The following is a 17,826-nucleotide window of genomic DNA, read 5'->3' on the forward strand; positions in this document are numbered from 1 at the left end:
TGGCATCTTCATCAATGGTCAGGGTCGGGGCACCCAGATTCGGGTTGCCACCACTGGTATCCAGTATCGCACTGTCACTGCCACTCGCGGTGTTGCCCGCCGCATCGGTGACGGTGGCGGTGACCACCAGATTGGTGCCACTGGCCGGTGCATCAATCGCCAAATCAAGGCCATTGTCCAGCATGTCCTGGGTCACCGGACCGGAGAAGATGACCGTGCCATCCTGGTCGGTCACCACAAGCGTGTCACCCACCGCCGTGCCGCCGGTCAGGGCCACGGTGATGTTCACCTGACCCACCAGCTCGGCATCATTGATGGTGCCGTCGTTGTTGGCATCTTCGGTAATGGTCACGGTTGGCGTGCCCGGGGCCGTGCTGCCGTAATCCAGTATCGCGCTGTCACTGCCATTGGCAGTGTTGCCCGCCGGGTCGGTCACGTTAGCGGTGACGGTCAGCGTCGTGCCCGCTGCCGGTGCATCCAGGGTCAGGCTCAGGCCATTGTCCAGCATGTCCTGAGTCACCGGACCGGAGAACAGCACAGTGCCATCCTGGTCGGTCACCGTGAGGGTATCGCCCACGGCGGTCCCTGCGCCCAGGGTGACGCTAATGTCTATCTGGCCATTGAGCTCGCCATCATTGATGTAGCCATCGTTATTGGCATCTTCGGTAATCTCCACGGTGGGCGAGGCCGGTGCGCCCGTGCCCACGCCGTAATCCATGACCGCCTGGTCGCTGCCTTCGGCGCTGTTGCCGGCAGGGTCGGTCACGGTGGCCGTAATCGCCAGTGTCTCGCCGGTCGCCGGCGCATCCACAGCCAACTGCAGGCCGTTATCCAGCATGTCCTGCGTCACGGTGCCGGAGAAGATGACGTTGCCATCCTGGTCGGTCACGGTGACGGTATCGCCCACGGCGGTGCCGGCCCCCAGGGTCACGGTGATGTCCACCTGACCACTGAGCTCGGCATCATTGATGTAGCCGTCGTTGTTGGCATCTTCGGTAATGGTGACCGTCGGGGAGGCCGGTGCGCCGCTGCCCACGCCGTAATCCAGCGTGGCGTTGTCTGAGCCGGAAGCCGTGTTGCCTGCCGGGTCGGTGACGGTGGCGGTGACCACTAAATCAGTGCCGGTGGCCGGTGGGTCCATCGTCAGGTCAAGACCATTGTCCAGCATGGCCTGCGTGACCGGACCGGAGAAGATGACAGTGCCATCCTGGTCGGTCACTTCAATGGTGTCGCCCACGGCGGTGCCCGCGCCCAGGGTCACGGTAATGTCTATCTGCCCATTGAGCTCAGCATCATTGATGTAGCCATCATTGTTGGCATCTTCGGTGATCACCACCGTCGGTGCCGCCGGGGCACCGCTGCCGACGCCGTAATCCAGCGTGGCATTGTCTGAGCCCTCGGCAGTGTTGCCCGATGGCGTGGTGACGGTGGCCGTGACCACCAGATTGGTGCCGGTGGCAGGCGGATCGATGCTCAGATCCAGACCATTATCCAGCATGGCCTGCGTCACGGTGCCGGAGAAGATGACGTTGCCATCCTGATCGGTCACTTCAAGGGTGTCGCCCACGTCGGTGCCGCTGCCCAGGGTCACGGTAATGTCGATTTGACCGGACAGCTCGCCATCATTGATGTAGCCATCATTGTTGGCATCTTCGGTAATCACCACGGTTGGCGCCGATGGCGACGGTGGGTTACCGCTGTAATCCAGCAGGGCCGAGTCGCTGCCCTGGGCACTGTTGCCGGCCGGGTCGGTGACGGTGGCCGTCACGTCCAGCGTGGTGCCGGACGCCGGCGCATCAATGGCCAGATCCAGACCGTTATCCAGCATGTCCTGGGTGACCGGGCCGGAGAACAGGGTGTTGCCATCCTGGTCGGTGACCACAAGGGTGTCGCCCACAGCCGTACCTGCGCCCAGTGCCACCGTGATGTTCACCTGACCGTCCAGCTCGGCATCATTGATGGTGCCGTCGTTATTGGTGTCTTCGGTGATGGTGACAGTCGGCGCTGCAGGGGCGCCGGTGCCGACGCCGTAATCCAGTACGGCGCTGTCGGCGCCATTGGCGCTGTTACCGGCCGGGTCAGTGACCGTGGCGGTGACGCTGATGGCGGTACCGGTGGCTGGCGCGGTCATGGTGACCGGTACGCCGTTATCCAGCATGGCCTGGGTCACGGTGCCGTTAAACAGCTCATTGCCATCCTGGTCGGTGACAATCAGGGTATCGCCGACAGCGGTACCCGCGCCCAGGGTGACGGTGATATTGATGTCGCCGCTGAGCTCAGTGTTGTTGATATAGCCGTCGTTGTTGGCATCTTCATCAATCACCACAGTCGGTGCCGCCGGGGCGCCGGTGCCGACGCCGTAATCCAGGGTGGCGGAGTCAGTGCCTTCGGCGCTGTTGCCCGCGCTGTCGGTGACCGTGGCGGTGATGTCCAGCGCAGTGCCGGTGGCAGGCGGATCGATGCTCAGGTCAAGGCCGTTATCCAGCATGTCCTGGGTGACCGGGCCGGAGAACAGGGTGTTGCCCGCGTTATCGGTGACCACGATGGTGTCACCCACTTCCGTGCCGTTGCCCAGGGTGACGGTGATGTTCACCTGACCGCTCAGCTCAGCATCATTGATGTAGCCATCGTCGTCGGCATCTTCGGTGATGTCCACCGTTGGCGCCGCCGGACCGCTATTGAGCAGTGCATTGTCACTGCCGCTGGCGGTGTTGCCTGCCGGATCGGTGACCGTGGCCGTCAGGGTGATGGCGGTGCCATCCGCCGGGGCCGGGATAGACAGGCTCAGCCCATTGTCCAGCATGTCCTGGGTGATGGTGGCGCTGTACACCTCATTGCCATCCTGGTCGGTGACCGTGAGGGTGTCACCCACCGCGGTGCCTGCGCCCAGGGCGATGGTGTAGTTGATGTCGCCATCGAGCTCATCATCATTGATGTAGCCGTCGTTATCGGCATCTTCAGTGATGGTCAGGACTGGGGCCGCAGGGGCGCCGCCGCCCACCCCGTAATCCAGGGTGGCGGAGTCATTGCCATTGGCGCTGTTGCCCGCCGGGTCAGTCACCGTGGCGGTCACTGTGATAGTGGTGCCGGTGGCCGGGGCTGGCATAGAGACTGACAGACCATTATCCAGCATGGCCTGAGTGACCGTGCCGGAGAAGATGACGTTACCGTCCTGGTCGGTCACTTCGATGGTGTCACCCACTTCGGTGCCGCTGCCCAGGGTGACGCTAATGTCTATCTGGCCATTAAGCTCGGCATCATTGATGTAGCCGTCATTGTTGGCATCTTCGGTAATCACCACAGTCGGCGCGGTTGGGGCGCTGTCGCCGTAATCCAGGGTCGCACTGTCACTGCCATTGGCGGTGTTGCCCGCCGGGTCGGTCACGGTGGCGGTCACTGTGATGGTGGTGCCGGTGGCCGGGGCGGTCATGGTGACCGGCACGCCATTGTCCAGCATGTCCTGAGTCACGGTGCCGTTAAACAGCTCATTGCCATCCTGATCGGTGACAATCAGGGTATCGCCGACAGCGGTCCCTGCGCCCAGCGTGACGGTGATGTTGATGTCGCCATCAAGCTCCGCGTCATTAATCAGGCCATCATTGTTGGCATCTTCATCAATGACCACAGTCGGTGCACTCGGTGCGCCGCTGCCCACGCCGTAATCCAGGGTGGCGGAGTCGCTGCCTTGTGCGCTGTTGCCCGCCGGGTCGGTAATGGTGGCGGTCACTTCCAGCGTGGTGCCGGTGGCCGGTGGGTCAATGCTCAAATCAAGGCCGTTATCCAGCATGGCCTGGGTCACAGGGCCTTCAAACAGGGTGTTGCCATCCTGGTCGGTGACCACAATGGTGTCGCCCACCGCGGTACCAGCGCCCAGGGTGATGGTGATGTCCACCTGACCGTCCAGCTCGCCATCGTTGATGTAACCATCATCGTTGGCATCTTCGGTAATCTCGACCGTCGGCGCCGCCGGGGCGCCGGTGCCGGTGCCGTAATCCAGGGTGGCCGCATCACTGCCGTTGGCGGTGTTGCCCGCCGGGTCGGTCACGGTGGCCGTCACGGTCAGGGTGGTGCCGGTCGCCGGTGGGGTGACCGTCAGGCCCAGGCCGTTATCCAGCATGCTTTGAGTCACGGTGCCGTTAAACAGCTCATTGCCATCCTGGTCGGTGACAATCAGGGTATCACCGACAGCGGTGCCGGCGCCCAGGGTGACGGTGATGTTGATGTCACCATCCAGCTCAGTGTCGTTGATGTAGCCGTCGTTGTTGGCATCTTCGCTAATCACCACGGTCGGGGCGGCCGGTGCGCCGGTGCCTGTGCCGTAATCCAGGGTGGCCGAGTCAGAGCCTTCAGCGGTGTTACCCGCAGGGTCGGTAATGGTGGCGGTAATTTCCAGGGTGGTGCCGGTCGCCGGGGCGGCCACAGACAGGTCAAGGCCATTGTCCAGCATGTCCTGGGTCACAGGGCCGTCATACAGGGTGTTGCCCGCGTTATCGGTGACCACGATAGTGTCACCCACGGCGGTGCCAGCGCCCAGCGTGACGGTGATATCCACCTCGCCGCTGAGCTCGCCATCGTTGATGTAACCATCATTGTTGGCATCTTCGGTAATCTCGACCGTCGGTGCAGCCGGTGCGCCGGTGCCTGTGCCGTAATCCAGGGTAGCCGAGTCACTGCCGGTCGCAGTGTTGCCACTGGTGTCGGTCACGGTGGCCGTCAGGGTCAGGCCGGTACCGGTCGCTGGCGGCGTCAGCGTCAGCGACAGGCCATTGTCCAGCATGTCCTGGGTCACGGTGCCGTTAAACACCTCGTTACCCGCCTGGTCAGTGATGACCAGGGAGTCACCCACCTCTGTGCCGGCGCCCAGCGTCACGCTGTAGTTGATGTCGCCATCCAGCTCGTCGTCATTGATGTAGCCATCATTGTTGGCATCTTCATCAATGGTCAGGGTCGGTGCCCCCAGATTTGGGTTGCCGCCACTGGTATCCAGTATCGCACTGTCACTGCCACTCGCGGTGTTGCCCGCCGCATCGGTGACAGTAGCGGTGACCACCAGGTTGGTGCCACTGGCCGGTGCATCAATCGCCAAATCAAGGCCATTGTCCAGCATGTCCTGGGTCACCGGACCGGAGAAGATGACCGTGCCATCCTGGTCGGTCACCACAAGCGTGTCACCCACCGCCGTGCCGCCGGTCAGGGCCACGGTGATGTTCACCTGGCCCACCAGCTCGGCATCATTGATGGTGCCGTCGTTGTTGGCATCTTCGGTAATGGTCACGGTTGGCGTACCCGGGGCCGTGCTGCCGTAATCCAGTATCGCGCTGTCTGAGCCATTGGCGGTGTTGCCCGCCGGGTCGGTCACGTTAGCATTCACCGTGAGGGTCGTGCCCGCTGCCGGTGCATCCAGCGTCAGGCTCAGGCCATTGTCCAGCATGTCCTGAGTCACCGGACCGGAGAACAGCACAGTGCCATCCTGGTCGGTGACCACAAGGGTATCGCCCACGGCGGTCCCCGCGCCCAGCGTGACGCTAATGTCTATCTGGCCATTGAGCTCGCCATCATTGATGTAGCCATCGTTATTGGCATCTTCGGTAATCTCCACGGTGGGTGAGGCCGGTGCGCCCGTGCCCACGCCGTAATCCATGACCGCCTGGTCGCTGCCTTCGGCGCTGTTGCCGGCAGGGTCGGTCACGGTGGCCGTAATCGCCAGTGTCTCGCCGGTCGCCGGCGCATCCACGGCCAACTGCAGGCCGTTATCCAGCATGTCCTGGGTCACGGTGCCGGAGAAGATGACGTTGCCATCCTGGTCGGTCACTTCAATGGTGTCGCCCACGGCAGTGCCTGCCCCCAGGGTCACGGTGATGTCCACCTGACCACTGAGCTCGGCATCATTGATGTAGCCGTCGTTGTTGGCATCTTCGGTAATGGTCACGGTCGGGGAGGCCGGTGCGCCGCTGCCCACGCCGTAATCCAGCGTGGCGTTGTCTGAGCCGGAAGCCGTGTTGCCTGCCGGGTCGGTGACGGTGGCGGTGACCACTAAATCAGTGCCGGTGGCCGGTGGGTCCATCGTCAGATCAAGTCCGTTATCCAGCATGTCCTGCGTGACCGGGCCGGAGAAGATGACGGTGCCATCCTGGTCGGTCACCACAAGCGTGTCGCCCACGGCGGTACCCGCGCCCAGGGTCACGGTAATGTCTATCTGCCCATTGAGCTCGGCATCATTAATGTAGCCATCATTGTTGGCATCTTCGGTGATCACCACCGTCGGTGCCGCCGGGGCACCGCTGCCCACGCCGTAATCCAGCGTGGCATTGTCTGAGCCCTCGGCAGTGTTGCCCGATGGCGTGGTGACGGTGGCCGTGACCACCAGATTGGTGCCGGTGGCAGGCGGATCTATGCTGAGATCCAGGCCATTATCCAGCATGGCCTGCGTCACGGTGCCGGCGAAGATGACGTTGCCATCCTGGTCGGTCACTTCAAGGGTGTCACCCACGTCAGTGCCGCTGCCCAGAGTCACGGTAATGTCGATTTGACCGGACAGCTCGCCATCATTGATGTAGCCATCATTGTTGGCATCTTCGGTGATCACCACGGTTGGCGCCGATGGCGACGGTGGGTTACCGCTGTAATCCAGCAGGGCAGAGTCGCTGCCCTGGGCACTGTTGCCGGCCGGGTCGGTGACGGTGGCCGTCACGTTCAGTGTGGTGCCGGATGCCGGCGCATCAATGGCCAGATCCAGACCGTTATCCAGCATGTCCTGAGTAACCGGGCCGCTGAACAGGGTGTTGCCATCCTGATCGGTGACTACGATGGTGTCGCCCAGCGCGGTACCCGCGCCCAGCGCCACCGTGATGTTCACCTGACCGTCCAGCTCGGCATCATTGATGGTGCCGTCGTTATTGGTGTCTTCGGTGATGGTGACAGTCGGCGCTGCAGGGGCGCCGGTGCCGACGCCGTAATCCAGTACGGCGCTGTCGGCGCCATTGGCGCTGTTGCCGGCCGGGTCAGTGACCGTGGCGGTGACGCTGATGGCGGTGCCGGTGGCCGGCGCGGTCATGGTGACCGGCACGCCGTTATCCAGCATGGCCTGGGTCACGGTGCCGTTAAACAGCTCATTGCCATCCTGGTCGGTGACAATCAGGATATCGCCGACAGCGGTACCCGCGCCCAGGGTGACGGTGATATTGATGTCGCCGCTGAGCTCAGTGTTGTTGATATAGCCGTCGTTGTTGGCATCTTCATCAATCACCACAGTCGGTGCCGCCGGGGCGCCGCTGCCCACCCCGTAATCCAGGGTGGCGGAGTCAGTGCCTTCGGCGCTGTTGCCGGCGCTGTCGGTGACCGTGGCGGTAATGTCCAGTGTGGTGCCGGTGGCAGGCGGATCGATGCTCAGGTCGAGGCCATTATCCAGCATGTCCTGAGTGACCGGGCCGGAGAAGATGACGTTGCCATCCTGGTCGGTCACTTCAATGGTGTCACCCACTTCCGTGCCGGTGGCCAGGGTGACGGTGATGTTCACCTGACCATTCAGCTCAGCGTCATTGATGTAGCCATCGTTGTTGGCATCTTCGGTAATGGTGACCGTTGGCGCGGCCGGGCCGCTGCTCAGTACCGCACTGTCTGTACCGCTGGCGGTGTTGCCTGCCGGATCGGTGACTGTGGCGGTCAGGGTGATGGCGGTGCCATCCGCCGGGGCCGGGATAGACAGGCTCAGCCCATTGTCCAGCATGTCCTGGGTGATGGTGGCGCTGTACACCTCATTGCCATCCTGATCGGTGACCGTGAGGGTGTCACCCACCGCGGTGCCGTCGCCCAGAGCGATGGTGTAGTTGATGTCGCCATCGAGCTCATCATCATTGATGTAGCCGTCGTTATCGGCATCTTCAGTGATGGTCAGGACTGGGGCCGCAGGGGCGCCGCCGCCCGCACCGTAATCCAGGGTGGCGGAGTCTGAGCCTTCGGCGCTGTTGCCAGCAGGGTCAGTAATGGTCGCCGTCACTTCCAGCGTGGTGCCCGTAGCCGGTGCATCCACGGCCAGCTGCAGACCATTATCCAGCATGTCCTGAGTGACCGTGCCGGAGAAGATGACGTTACCGTCCTGGTCGGTCACTTCGATGGTGTCACCCACTTCGGTGCCGCTGCCCAGGGTGACGCTAATGTCTATCTGGCCATTAAGCTCGGCATCATTGATGTAGCCGTCATTGTTGGCATCTTCGGTAATCACCACAGTCGGCGCGGTTGGGGCGCTGTCGCCGTAATCCAGGGTCGCACTGTCACTGCCATTGGCGGTGTTGCCCGCCGGGTCGGTCACGGTGGCGGTCACTGTGATGGTGGTGCCGGTGGCCGGGGCGGTCATGGTGACCGGCACGCCATTGTCCAGCATGGCCTGAGTCACGGTGCCGTTAAACAGCTCATTACCATCCTGGTCGGTGACAATCAGGGTATCGCCGACAGCGGTCCCTGCGCCCAGCGTGACGGTGATGTTGATGTCGCCATCAAGCTCCGCGTCATTAATCAGGCCATCATTGTTGGCATCTTCATCAATGACCACAGTCGGTGCACTCGGTGCGCCGCTGCCCACGCCGTAATCCAGGGTGGCGGAGTCGCTGCCTTGTGCGCTGTTGCCCGCCGGGTCAGTAATGGTGGCGGTCACTTCCAGCGTGGTGCCGGTGGCCGGTGGGTCAATGCTCAAATCAAGGCCGTTATCCAGCATGGCCTGGGTCACAGGGCCTTCAAACAGGGTGTTGCCATCCTGGTCGGTGACCACAATGGTGTCGCCCACCGCGGTACCAGCGCCCAGGGTGATGGTGATGTCCACCTGACCGTCCAGCTCGCCATCGTTGATGTAACCATCATCGTTGGCATCTTCGGTAATCTCGACCGTCGGCGCCGACGGGGCGCCGGTGCCGGTGCCGTAATCCAGGGTGGCCGCATCACTGCCGTTGGCGGTGTTGCCCGCCGGGTCGGTCACGGTGGCCGTCACGGTCAGGGTGGTGCCGGTCGCCGGTGGGGTGACCGTCAGGCCCAGGCCGTTATCCAGCATGCTTTGAGTCACGGTGCCGTTAAACAGCTCATTGCCATCCTGGTCGGTGACAATCAGGGTATCACCGACAGCGGTGCCGGCGCCCAGGGTGACGGTGATGTTGATGTCACCATCCAGCTCAGTGTCGTTGATGTAGCCGTCGTTGTTGGCATCTTCGCTAATCACCACGGTCGGGGCGGCCGGTGCGCCGGTGCCTGTGCCGTAATCCAGGGTGGCCGAGTCAGAGCCTTCAGCGGTGTTACCCGCAGGGTCGGTAATGGTGGCGGTAATTTCCAGGGTGGTGCCGGTCGCCGGGGCGGCCACAGACAGGTCAAGGCCATTGTCCAGCATGTCCTGGGTCACAGGGCCGTCATACAGGGTGTTGCCCGCGTTATCGGTGACCACGATAGTGTCACCCACGGCGGTGCCAGCGCCCAGCGTGACGGTGATATCCACCTCGCCGCTGAGCTCGCCATCGTTGATGTAACCATCATTGTTGGCATCTTCGGTAATCTCGACCGTCGGTGCAGCCGGTGCGCCGGTGCCTGTGCCGTAATCCAGGGTAGCGGAGTCACTGCCGGTCGCAGTGTTGCCACTGGTGTCGGTCACGGTGGCCGTCAGGGTCAGGCCGGTACCGGTCGCTGGCGGCGTCAGCGTCAGCGACAGGCCATTGTCCAGCATGTCCTGGGTCACGGTGCCGTTAAACACCTCGTTACCCGCCTGGTCAGTGATGACCAGGGAGTCACCCACCTCTGTGCCGGCGCCCAGCGTCACGCTGTAGTTGATGTCGCCATCCAGCTCGTCGTCATTGATGTAGCCATCATTGTTGGCATCTTCATCAATGGTCAGGGTCGGTGCCCCCAGATTTGGGTTGCCGCCACTGGTATCCAGTATCGCACTGTCACTGCCACTCGCGGTGTTGCCCGCCGCATCGGTGACAGTAGCGGTGACCACCAGGTTGGTGCCACTGGCCGGTGCATCAATCGCCAAATCAAGGCCATTGTCCAGCATGTCCTGGGTCACCGGACCGGAGAAGATGACGGTGCCATCCTGGTCGGTCACCACAAGCGTGTCACCCACCGCCGTGCCGCCGGTCAGGGCCACGGTGATGTTCACCTGGCCCACCAGCTCGGCATCATTGATGGTGCCGTCGTTGTTGGCATCTTCGGTAATGGTCACGGTTGGCGTACCCGGGGCGGTGCTGCCGTAATCCAGTATCGCGCTGTCTGAGCCATTGGCGGTGTTGCCCGCCGGGTCGGTCACGTTAGCATTCACCGTGAGGGTCGTGCCCGCTGCCGGTGCATCCAGCGTCAGGCTCAGGCCATTGTCCAGCATGTCCTGAGTCACCGGACCGGAGAACAGCACAGTGCCATCCTGGTCGGTGACCACAAGGGTATCGCCCACGGCGGTCCCCGCGCCCAGGGTGACGCTAATGTCTATCTGGCCATTGAGCTCGCCATCATTGATGTAGCCATCGTTATTGGCATCTTCGGTAATCTCCACGGTGGGCGAGGCCGGTGCGCCCGTGCCCACGCCGTAATCCATGACCGCCTGGTCGCTGCCTTCGGCGCTGTTGCCGGCAGGGTCGGTCACGGTGGCCGTAATCGCCAGTGTCTCGCCGGTCGCCGGCGCATCCACAGCCAACTGCAGGCCGTTATCCAGCATGTCCTGCGTCACGGTGCCGGAGAAGATGACGTTGCCATCCTGGTCGGTCACTTCAATGGTGTCGCCCACGGCGGTGCCGGCGCCCAGGGTCACGGTGATGTCCACCTGACCACTGAGCTCGGCATCATTGATGTAGCCGTCGTTGTTGGCATCTTCGGTAATGCTCACGGTCGGGGAGGCCGGTGCCGTGCTGCCGTAATCCAGTACTGCGCTGTCGCTGCCCTGGGCGCTGTTGCCCGCCGGATCAGTCACGGTGGCGGTAACCGCCAGCGTCTCGCCGGTCGCCGGCGCATCCACGGCCAGTGACAGGCCGTTATCCAGCATGGCCTGGGTGACCGGGCCGCTGAACAGGGTGTTGCCATCCTGGTCGGTCACCACAAGGGTGTCGCCCACGGCGGTACCCGCGCCCAGGGTGACGGTAATGTCTATCTGCCCATTGAGCTCGGCATCATTAATGTAGCCATCGTTGTTGGCATCTTCGGTAATCACCACTGTCGGCGCACTTGGTGCGCCGCTGCCTGAGCCGTAATCCAGCGTGGCATTGTCTGAGCCCTCGGCAGTGTTGCCCGATGGCGTGGTGACGGTGGCCGTGACCACCAGATTGGTGCCGGTGGCAGGCGGATCGATGCTCAGATCCAGACCATTATCCAGCATGGCCTGCGTCACGGTGCCGGAGAAGATGACGTTGCCATCCTGATCGGTCACTTCAAGGGTGTCGCCCACGTCGGTGCCGCTGCCCAGGGTCACGGTAATGTCGATTTGACCGGACAGCTCGCCATCATTGATGTAGCCATCATTGTTGGCATCTTCGGTGATCACCACGGTTGGCGCTGATGGCGACGGTGGGTTACCGCTGTAATCCAGCAGGGCCGAGTCGCTGCCCTGGGCACTGTTGCCGGCCGGGTCGGTGACGGTGGCCGTCACTTCCAGCGTGGTGCCGGACGCCGGCGCATCAATGGCCAGGTCCAGACCGTTATCCAGCATGTCCTGGGTGACCGGGCCGGAGAACAGGGGGTTGCCATCCTGGTCGGTGACCACAAGGGTGTCGCCCACAGCCGTACCTGCGCCCAGTGCCACCGTGATGTTCACCTGACCATTGAGCTCAGCATCATTGATGGTGCCGTCGTTATCGGTGTCTTCGGTGATGGTGACGGTCGGTGCCGCAGGGGCACCGGTGCCGACGCCGTAATCCAGTACGGCGCTGTCAGCGCCACTGGCGCTGTTGCCGGCCGGGTCAGTGACCGTGGCGGTGACGCTGATGGCGGTACCGGTGGCTGGCGCGGTCATGGTGACCGGCACGCCGTTATCCAGCATGGCCTGGGTCACGGTGCCGTTAAAGAGTTCATTGCCATCCTGGTCAGTGACAATCAGGGTATCGCCCACGGCGGTACCCGCACCCAGGGTGACGGTGATATTGATGTCGCCGCTGAGCTCAGTGTTGTTGATGTAGCCGTCGTTGTTGGCATCTTCATCAATCACCACAGTCGGCGCCGCCGGGGCGCCGGTGCCTGAGCCATAATCCAGGGTGGCGGAGTCAGTGCCTTCAGCGCTGTTGCCGGCGCTGTCGGTGACCGTGGCGGTGATGTCCAGCGCAGTGCCGGTGGCAGGCGGATCGATGCTCAGGTCAAGGCCGTTATCCAGCATGTCCTGGGTGACCGGGCCGGAGAACAGGGTGTTGCCCGCGTTATCGGTGACCACGATGGTGTCACCCACTTCCGTGCCGTTGCCCAGGGTCACGGTGATGTTCACCTGACCGTTGAGTTCGGCGTCATTGATGTAGCCATCGTTGTTGGCATCTTCGGTAATGGTGACCGTTGGCGCGGCTGGACCGCTATCGAGCACGGCACTGTCAGCGCCGCTGGCAGTGTTGCCCGCCGGATCGGTGACCGTGGCCGTCAGGGTGATGGCGGTGCCATCCGCCGGGGCCGGGATAGACAGGCTCAGCCCATTGTCCAGCATGTCCTGGGTGATGGTGGCGGTGTACACCTCATTGCCATCCTGGTCGGTGACCGTGAGGGTGTCACCCACCGCGGTGCCTGCGCCCAGGGCGATGGTGTAGTTGATGTCGCCATCGAGCTCATCATCATTGATGTAGCCGTCATTATCGGCATCCTCAATGATGGTCAGTACCGGCGCTTCAGGGGCGCCGATGCCCACCCCGTAATCCAGGGTAGCGGAGTCATTGCCATTGGCGCTGTTGCCCGCCGGGTCAGTCACCGTGGCGGTCACTGTGATAGTGGTGCCGGTGGCCGGGGCGGGCATAGAGACTGACAGGCCATTATCCAGCATGTCCTGAGTGACCGTGCCGGAGAAGATGACGTTACCGTCCTGGTCGGTCACTTCAAGGGTGTCACCCACTTCGGTGCCGCTGCCCAGGGTGACGCTAATGTCTATATCGTTATTGAGCTCTGCTTCGTTGATGTAGCCGTCGTTGTCGGCATCTTCGGTAATGACCACGGTCGGTGCGGTAGGCGCACTGCTGCCATAATCCAGAGTGGCACTGTCGCTGCTAGTGGCAGTGTTGCCCGCCGGGTCAGTCACGGTGGCGGTGACTGTGATGGTGGTGCCGGTGGCCGGGGCGGTCATGGTGACCGGCACGCCGTTGTCCAGCATGGCCTGGGTCACGGTGCCGTTAAACAGCGTATTGCCATCCTGATCGGTGACCACCAGGGTATCACCCACCTCAGTGCCTACACCTAATAAAACGATGATACCTATATTACCGACCAATTCAGTGTTGTTTATATAACCATCGTTATTAATATCTTCAGATATAACTACTGTCGGAGAGCTTGGGATAGCGGTATCAATTTGTTGAAAGATTATTTCTCTATCCTGAGTATCTCTATTCGCTTGCGTGAGTGCTGATGTATTAAACCCTGCACTTGAAATGGTCTCGTTGCCTGTACGAGAAAGCGAGATAAAGCTGTGGCCACCTAAACTATTGGCAGATGTACCAGCAGCTGTAGCATTGTCTTCGTTGAGGGTTGGATCCTGTCCCGATTGAATCGCTTCTATAATTTGACCAATATCTTGGTCGCTTTGTTCTTGAGCGTCCTGGCTTGTAGAGTCGCTAGAAATTTCTGACGGCGCTTCCAACTCACCATCTACGTAGAGGAAACGACTGCCGCTTTCACCCGAAAACTCTATTCGCGCGTCATCATTGAGGACAATAACGACGCCTTCGGTGAGAAAATCACCTACTTGAATTGTGCGTGAACCTTGTTCTAATTTTTCTATTGCTGACCCTTCAATTGAAGTGACTGTGGCGTCAGCAGGCATTCGTATCTCTTTCATAATAGTAAGTTCTCACCATCTCCGTCTTGAGTCGCTTGTCTCAATCGTTTGTGCGAATAAATAAAAATCACTAAACAGGTACTACTAATGTGTCTAATTAACTTTATACTATGATCAGTATTCTGTATTGCTATGTACTTTGGGTCTTTGGAATCCCTAAACCTTATTAGGCTGTATTTTAAATACCTGTAATCAAAGGCGGTTTTCATGACTTTTCGCATGGGAAATGAGCAGTAGAGTCGTTGAAAGACCCTTTTAAAGATCTTTAAGTCTTTCATAAAAATATGAACATAATATTAGAATATCAGTAAGTTATTTTGTTCAACTTGTTGCTTATTCCATGCATGCCTAATAAGGTAGTCCTCAAACTAGAATAGCTTTTTATCTCCAATCGTTACACCTATTTAACTTCTTTATCTGTTTGTTAATTCTTGTTTTCTCCAGTCAACTTGATTTCGATTTTGATTTTAAGTATTTGTATTTAAAGTTAATTATTAATTTTTTTTTTGCATGAAGACAAATTTCTTTCAGGTAAAAATCATACTATCTTGTAACTTTTAAATGATAGTTTTTGATACTGAGACTAATTCTTTGGACTAAGTATTTTGACTGGGCGATTGCCAAAAGCATGAGTAGTAGAGACTTCAGTGGAGTTGCCTGCTGGGAAAGTCTATTTAACAGGTCCTAGTATTGTGCGAGTCGCTGCTACTGAGTATCTGAAGTTGTAAATGACACCGAATGCTGCCTCGCCGGTGTAACGTAATGTCGTAAACTGTACTATTGATTTAGGGCGATTTAAGGAAGGGTCTTTCAATAAACATGAGGTATGAAAGTAAACTTCGATTGATGTTGAGCTAGTAATGGTTTGCGGCTGTCTCAGTAAGAAAAGGCATTGGTATTGCTTTAGTGTTTTCCGCGGCTTCTTGTGAAGGGTTCATTAACGGAGGAAGGTGTTGTCTAGGTTTGAAGTAATCGTTGGTATTAAAGTTGAGCTTGTTTCCCAAAGCTACATGGAGTGATATCCATGTTAATAGTCAAAAAAAGAGCCTTGGTTGAAAAGTTCTATATATTACTTAATATTCAACCTGGTTTATAAAACTAGTGTAATAACATCTCTTCTTGTAATGTCGCAATTTAATATATATCTAGCTTTTATTTTGACCAAAAAAATAAGAGGCTCGGTAAGTTATGAGCCTCATTGCATTTTACTGAAGGAAGGCATTCCATTCGCAATTCACTACGACTAAAGTATTCCGCCCCAGTACATTGCATTTGCAAGAGTGAAGGCGATCGTCGCGCCCATTAGAACAAAAAGCGGAATGTAATTAGAAATTTTTGAAGAGATATTTTTTGACACAATATTAACCCAATGAAGAATAGTTACATAGATTATGCAAATAAATGTGACATATATCAATATCTGAGGGGTGGTGTTTTATTTGTTATTTTTAATGACAGGTAGTGATTTTGACTGGTAGTTGAAAAGACTTGTAACTGATTTGTCGGATTTTTAATATATTGTGGAAGTTCGTCAACAATGACTGAAAGGGTTAATAAAAAGGGCAGATTTCTGCCCTTTTTAATTAAAATTCAAGAAAATACGTCTTGAAGTGGTGGTACTACCTGCTTCTTGCGACTTAGGACGCCATCTAGCCAAACTCGACCATTTACGGTTTCTTTTCCATATGCTTGCTCAACTACAGAAACGTCATCGGAAATAACCAGAAGTTCGGAGCCTTCTTTCATAATGTCAGTCAGCAGAAGCATCACGGTGTGGCGATTACCTTCATCTTTTAGTAAAGCAATGTCTGCTTCCAGTTCTGCTTTGATCTCATCAAAAACTGATAGGTCAACAACTTCTAGCTGGCCGATACCTACTAGGTTGCCGTTCATGTTGAAATCTTTGTAGTCACGCATAACCAGATCACGGATTGGCGTTCCAGCTACCGCAGATTTCACATTAAACATTTCCAAGCCCAGTGCTTCGTAATCTTCAATGCCCGCAATCTTCGCCAGATCTTCCACACAGCGAATGTCTGCTGTGGTACAAGTTGGAGATTTGAAGATAACGGTGTCGCTCAGAATCGCGCACATCATGATCCCTGCGATCTCTTTTGGAATTTCTACGCCGTGGAAGTCGTACATCATTTTGATAACGGTGTTTGAACAGCCAACAGGACGGATCCAACATTCCAGTGGGGTAGAAGTGGTTAGGTCGCCCAGTTTGTGGTGGTCAACGATACCGACGATCGTTGCTTCTGCGATGTCGTCAGGTGCTTGAGTCAGTTCAGAGTGGTCAACGATGTAAACTTCTTCGCCTGCATAGCTCAGTTTCAGCTCAGGAGCTTCGAAACCAAAGCGTTCCAGGATGAAAGCAGTCTCTGGAGAAGGCTCGCCAAGACGCGCTGCTACTGCTGGCTCACCGATTTGGTTTTTCAGGTATGCAAGTGCAATTGCACCACAGATAGAATCAGAATCAGGGATCTTATGACCCACAACATACATTGGCATATTTGGCTCTCGTCATGCTCACATTTGAATTTTGGCGCATTTTACCAGAGTGGCCTTAAATGTACATTCATCCATAGTATGAGGATGTAACAAACGCCCAGTATGCGTTGAGCGTAAAAGTTACGGCGAAAAATGCTGAAAAACGGCAGCCATCAAAGTGGGAGGATCACACCGACATTGAGTTGAGGCGCTAAGCCGCTCGGTAGAAAGGTGTCCTGATGTCGAAAGTATCCCATTTCAAGACCATATCTGACTTTGATAGGTAGATTGTAATCAAACACCAATGCTGCGCCGACACTTGGTCCATAGGCCTTCAGATCTTCTCTATCACGGCCAAAGTAGTTTCTTGTGCCTTTGTACTCAGCAATACCAGCTTCGAGCTGAACCGAATACGCTTGGTGTTTACTTTCTAAATATTGAACACCTAAACGGTAGTGTTTAACTGACTCTTTGTCTGAGAACCAGTAGGAATCGGCAATTCCGAAACTACCATACACGGCTTCAAACCCCATGACATCGTTAACACCGAGTTGAGCTCCCAAGCCCCACTGCATACCGATTTTCAGGTCAGGAGAAAAATGGATATCTGCGGTTGCCATTGAGCTGAATGCAAGTGCTAAAGAAAATACTAATTTTTTCATCGTTACTTCTTCCTGTTAGCGAATGGCTCAGAACTTATAGCCGATGGAGAGCGAAAAGTGGTCAGTGAAGGCATCGTCTGTCAGACGGTCAATGCGCAGATCGGTATAGAGGGTGTCATTGAAAGTTGCTCTTAAACCCGCACCGACGTAAATCGCGGTGTCTGAGTATGAGCTGGAAGCACTTACCGCATCACCAGCATGAAATTCGTACTTGTCTTTGTAGCTTGCAAGGCCAATGACACCGTAAGGTTTTACATGGAATTGATTGAGATCGAAGGTATAGCCGATATCCGCATCTAACTTGTATGTATTGGTTTTCAAGTTCGTACCGTATCGTTTCCCATCGGTGATGAGTTCGACTCTATCGCTTGTGTTGCTATATGACACGTTGACACCAACAATTCGTTTAATGTTATAGCCATATTCGAGTTTGAAACCATTACCCCAATCAACGCGGTCACCATAAACATTCTCAATATCAGCACTATTAAAGCCAACGCCTGCTCGGTGGCCTGAGAAATCGGCGGCCAATGCGCTTAGAGGAAGGAGGAAGATGGAACCTGCTAACACTGCTTTTTTCATGATTGCTCTCTTTATAAGGGAGCATCCTTGCTAATTACGTGAGCCAGTCCTTAAGTGGCGAGACCAGAATAGGGGATTAATGTGATAACCCCCAATTAGCAGCAGTTATGT

The 17,826-nt window shown here is 57.4% G+C and carries 4 protein-coding genes (1 of these 4 cut by a window edge); all 4 read right to left on the minus strand.

Going from position 1 to position 17,826, the window contains the following annotated elements; all coding sequences use genetic code 11:
- Positions 1-13,966, minus strand: the start of a protein-coding gene (locus VP504_RS17515) for a hypothetical protein (protein ID WP_325892292.1). The gene continues 36,752 nt to the left of window position 1, outside the view; only the first 13,966 of its 50,718 coding nucleotides appear in the window; its start codon is at positions 13,964-13,966; its stop codon lies beyond the left edge, outside the window.
- Between the two features lie 1,605 nt (positions 13,967-15,571).
- Positions 15,572-16,492, minus strand: coding sequence for a manganese-dependent inorganic pyrophosphatase (locus tag VP504_RS17520; protein ID WP_325892293.1), 921 nt, complete (start codon positions 16,490-16,492; stop codon positions 15,572-15,574).
- 152 nt (positions 16,493-16,644) lie between these two features.
- Positions 16,645-17,133, minus strand: coding sequence for a hypothetical protein (locus tag VP504_RS17525; protein ID WP_325892294.1), 489 nt, complete (start codon positions 17,131-17,133; stop codon positions 16,645-16,647).
- 27 nt (positions 17,134-17,160) lie between these two features.
- A complete protein-coding gene (locus VP504_RS17530; protein WP_325892295.1) occupies positions 17,161-17,715 on the minus strand; it encodes a porin family protein in 555 nt (184 codons plus the stop codon).
- Positions 17,716-17,826: the final 111 nt, after the last annotated feature.

Origin of the sequence: Grimontia sp. NTOU-MAR1, from assembly GCF_035758505.1 — a bacterium.
Classification (GTDB): domain Bacteria; phylum Pseudomonadota; class Gammaproteobacteria; order Enterobacterales; family Vibrionaceae; genus Enterovibrio; species Enterovibrio marinus.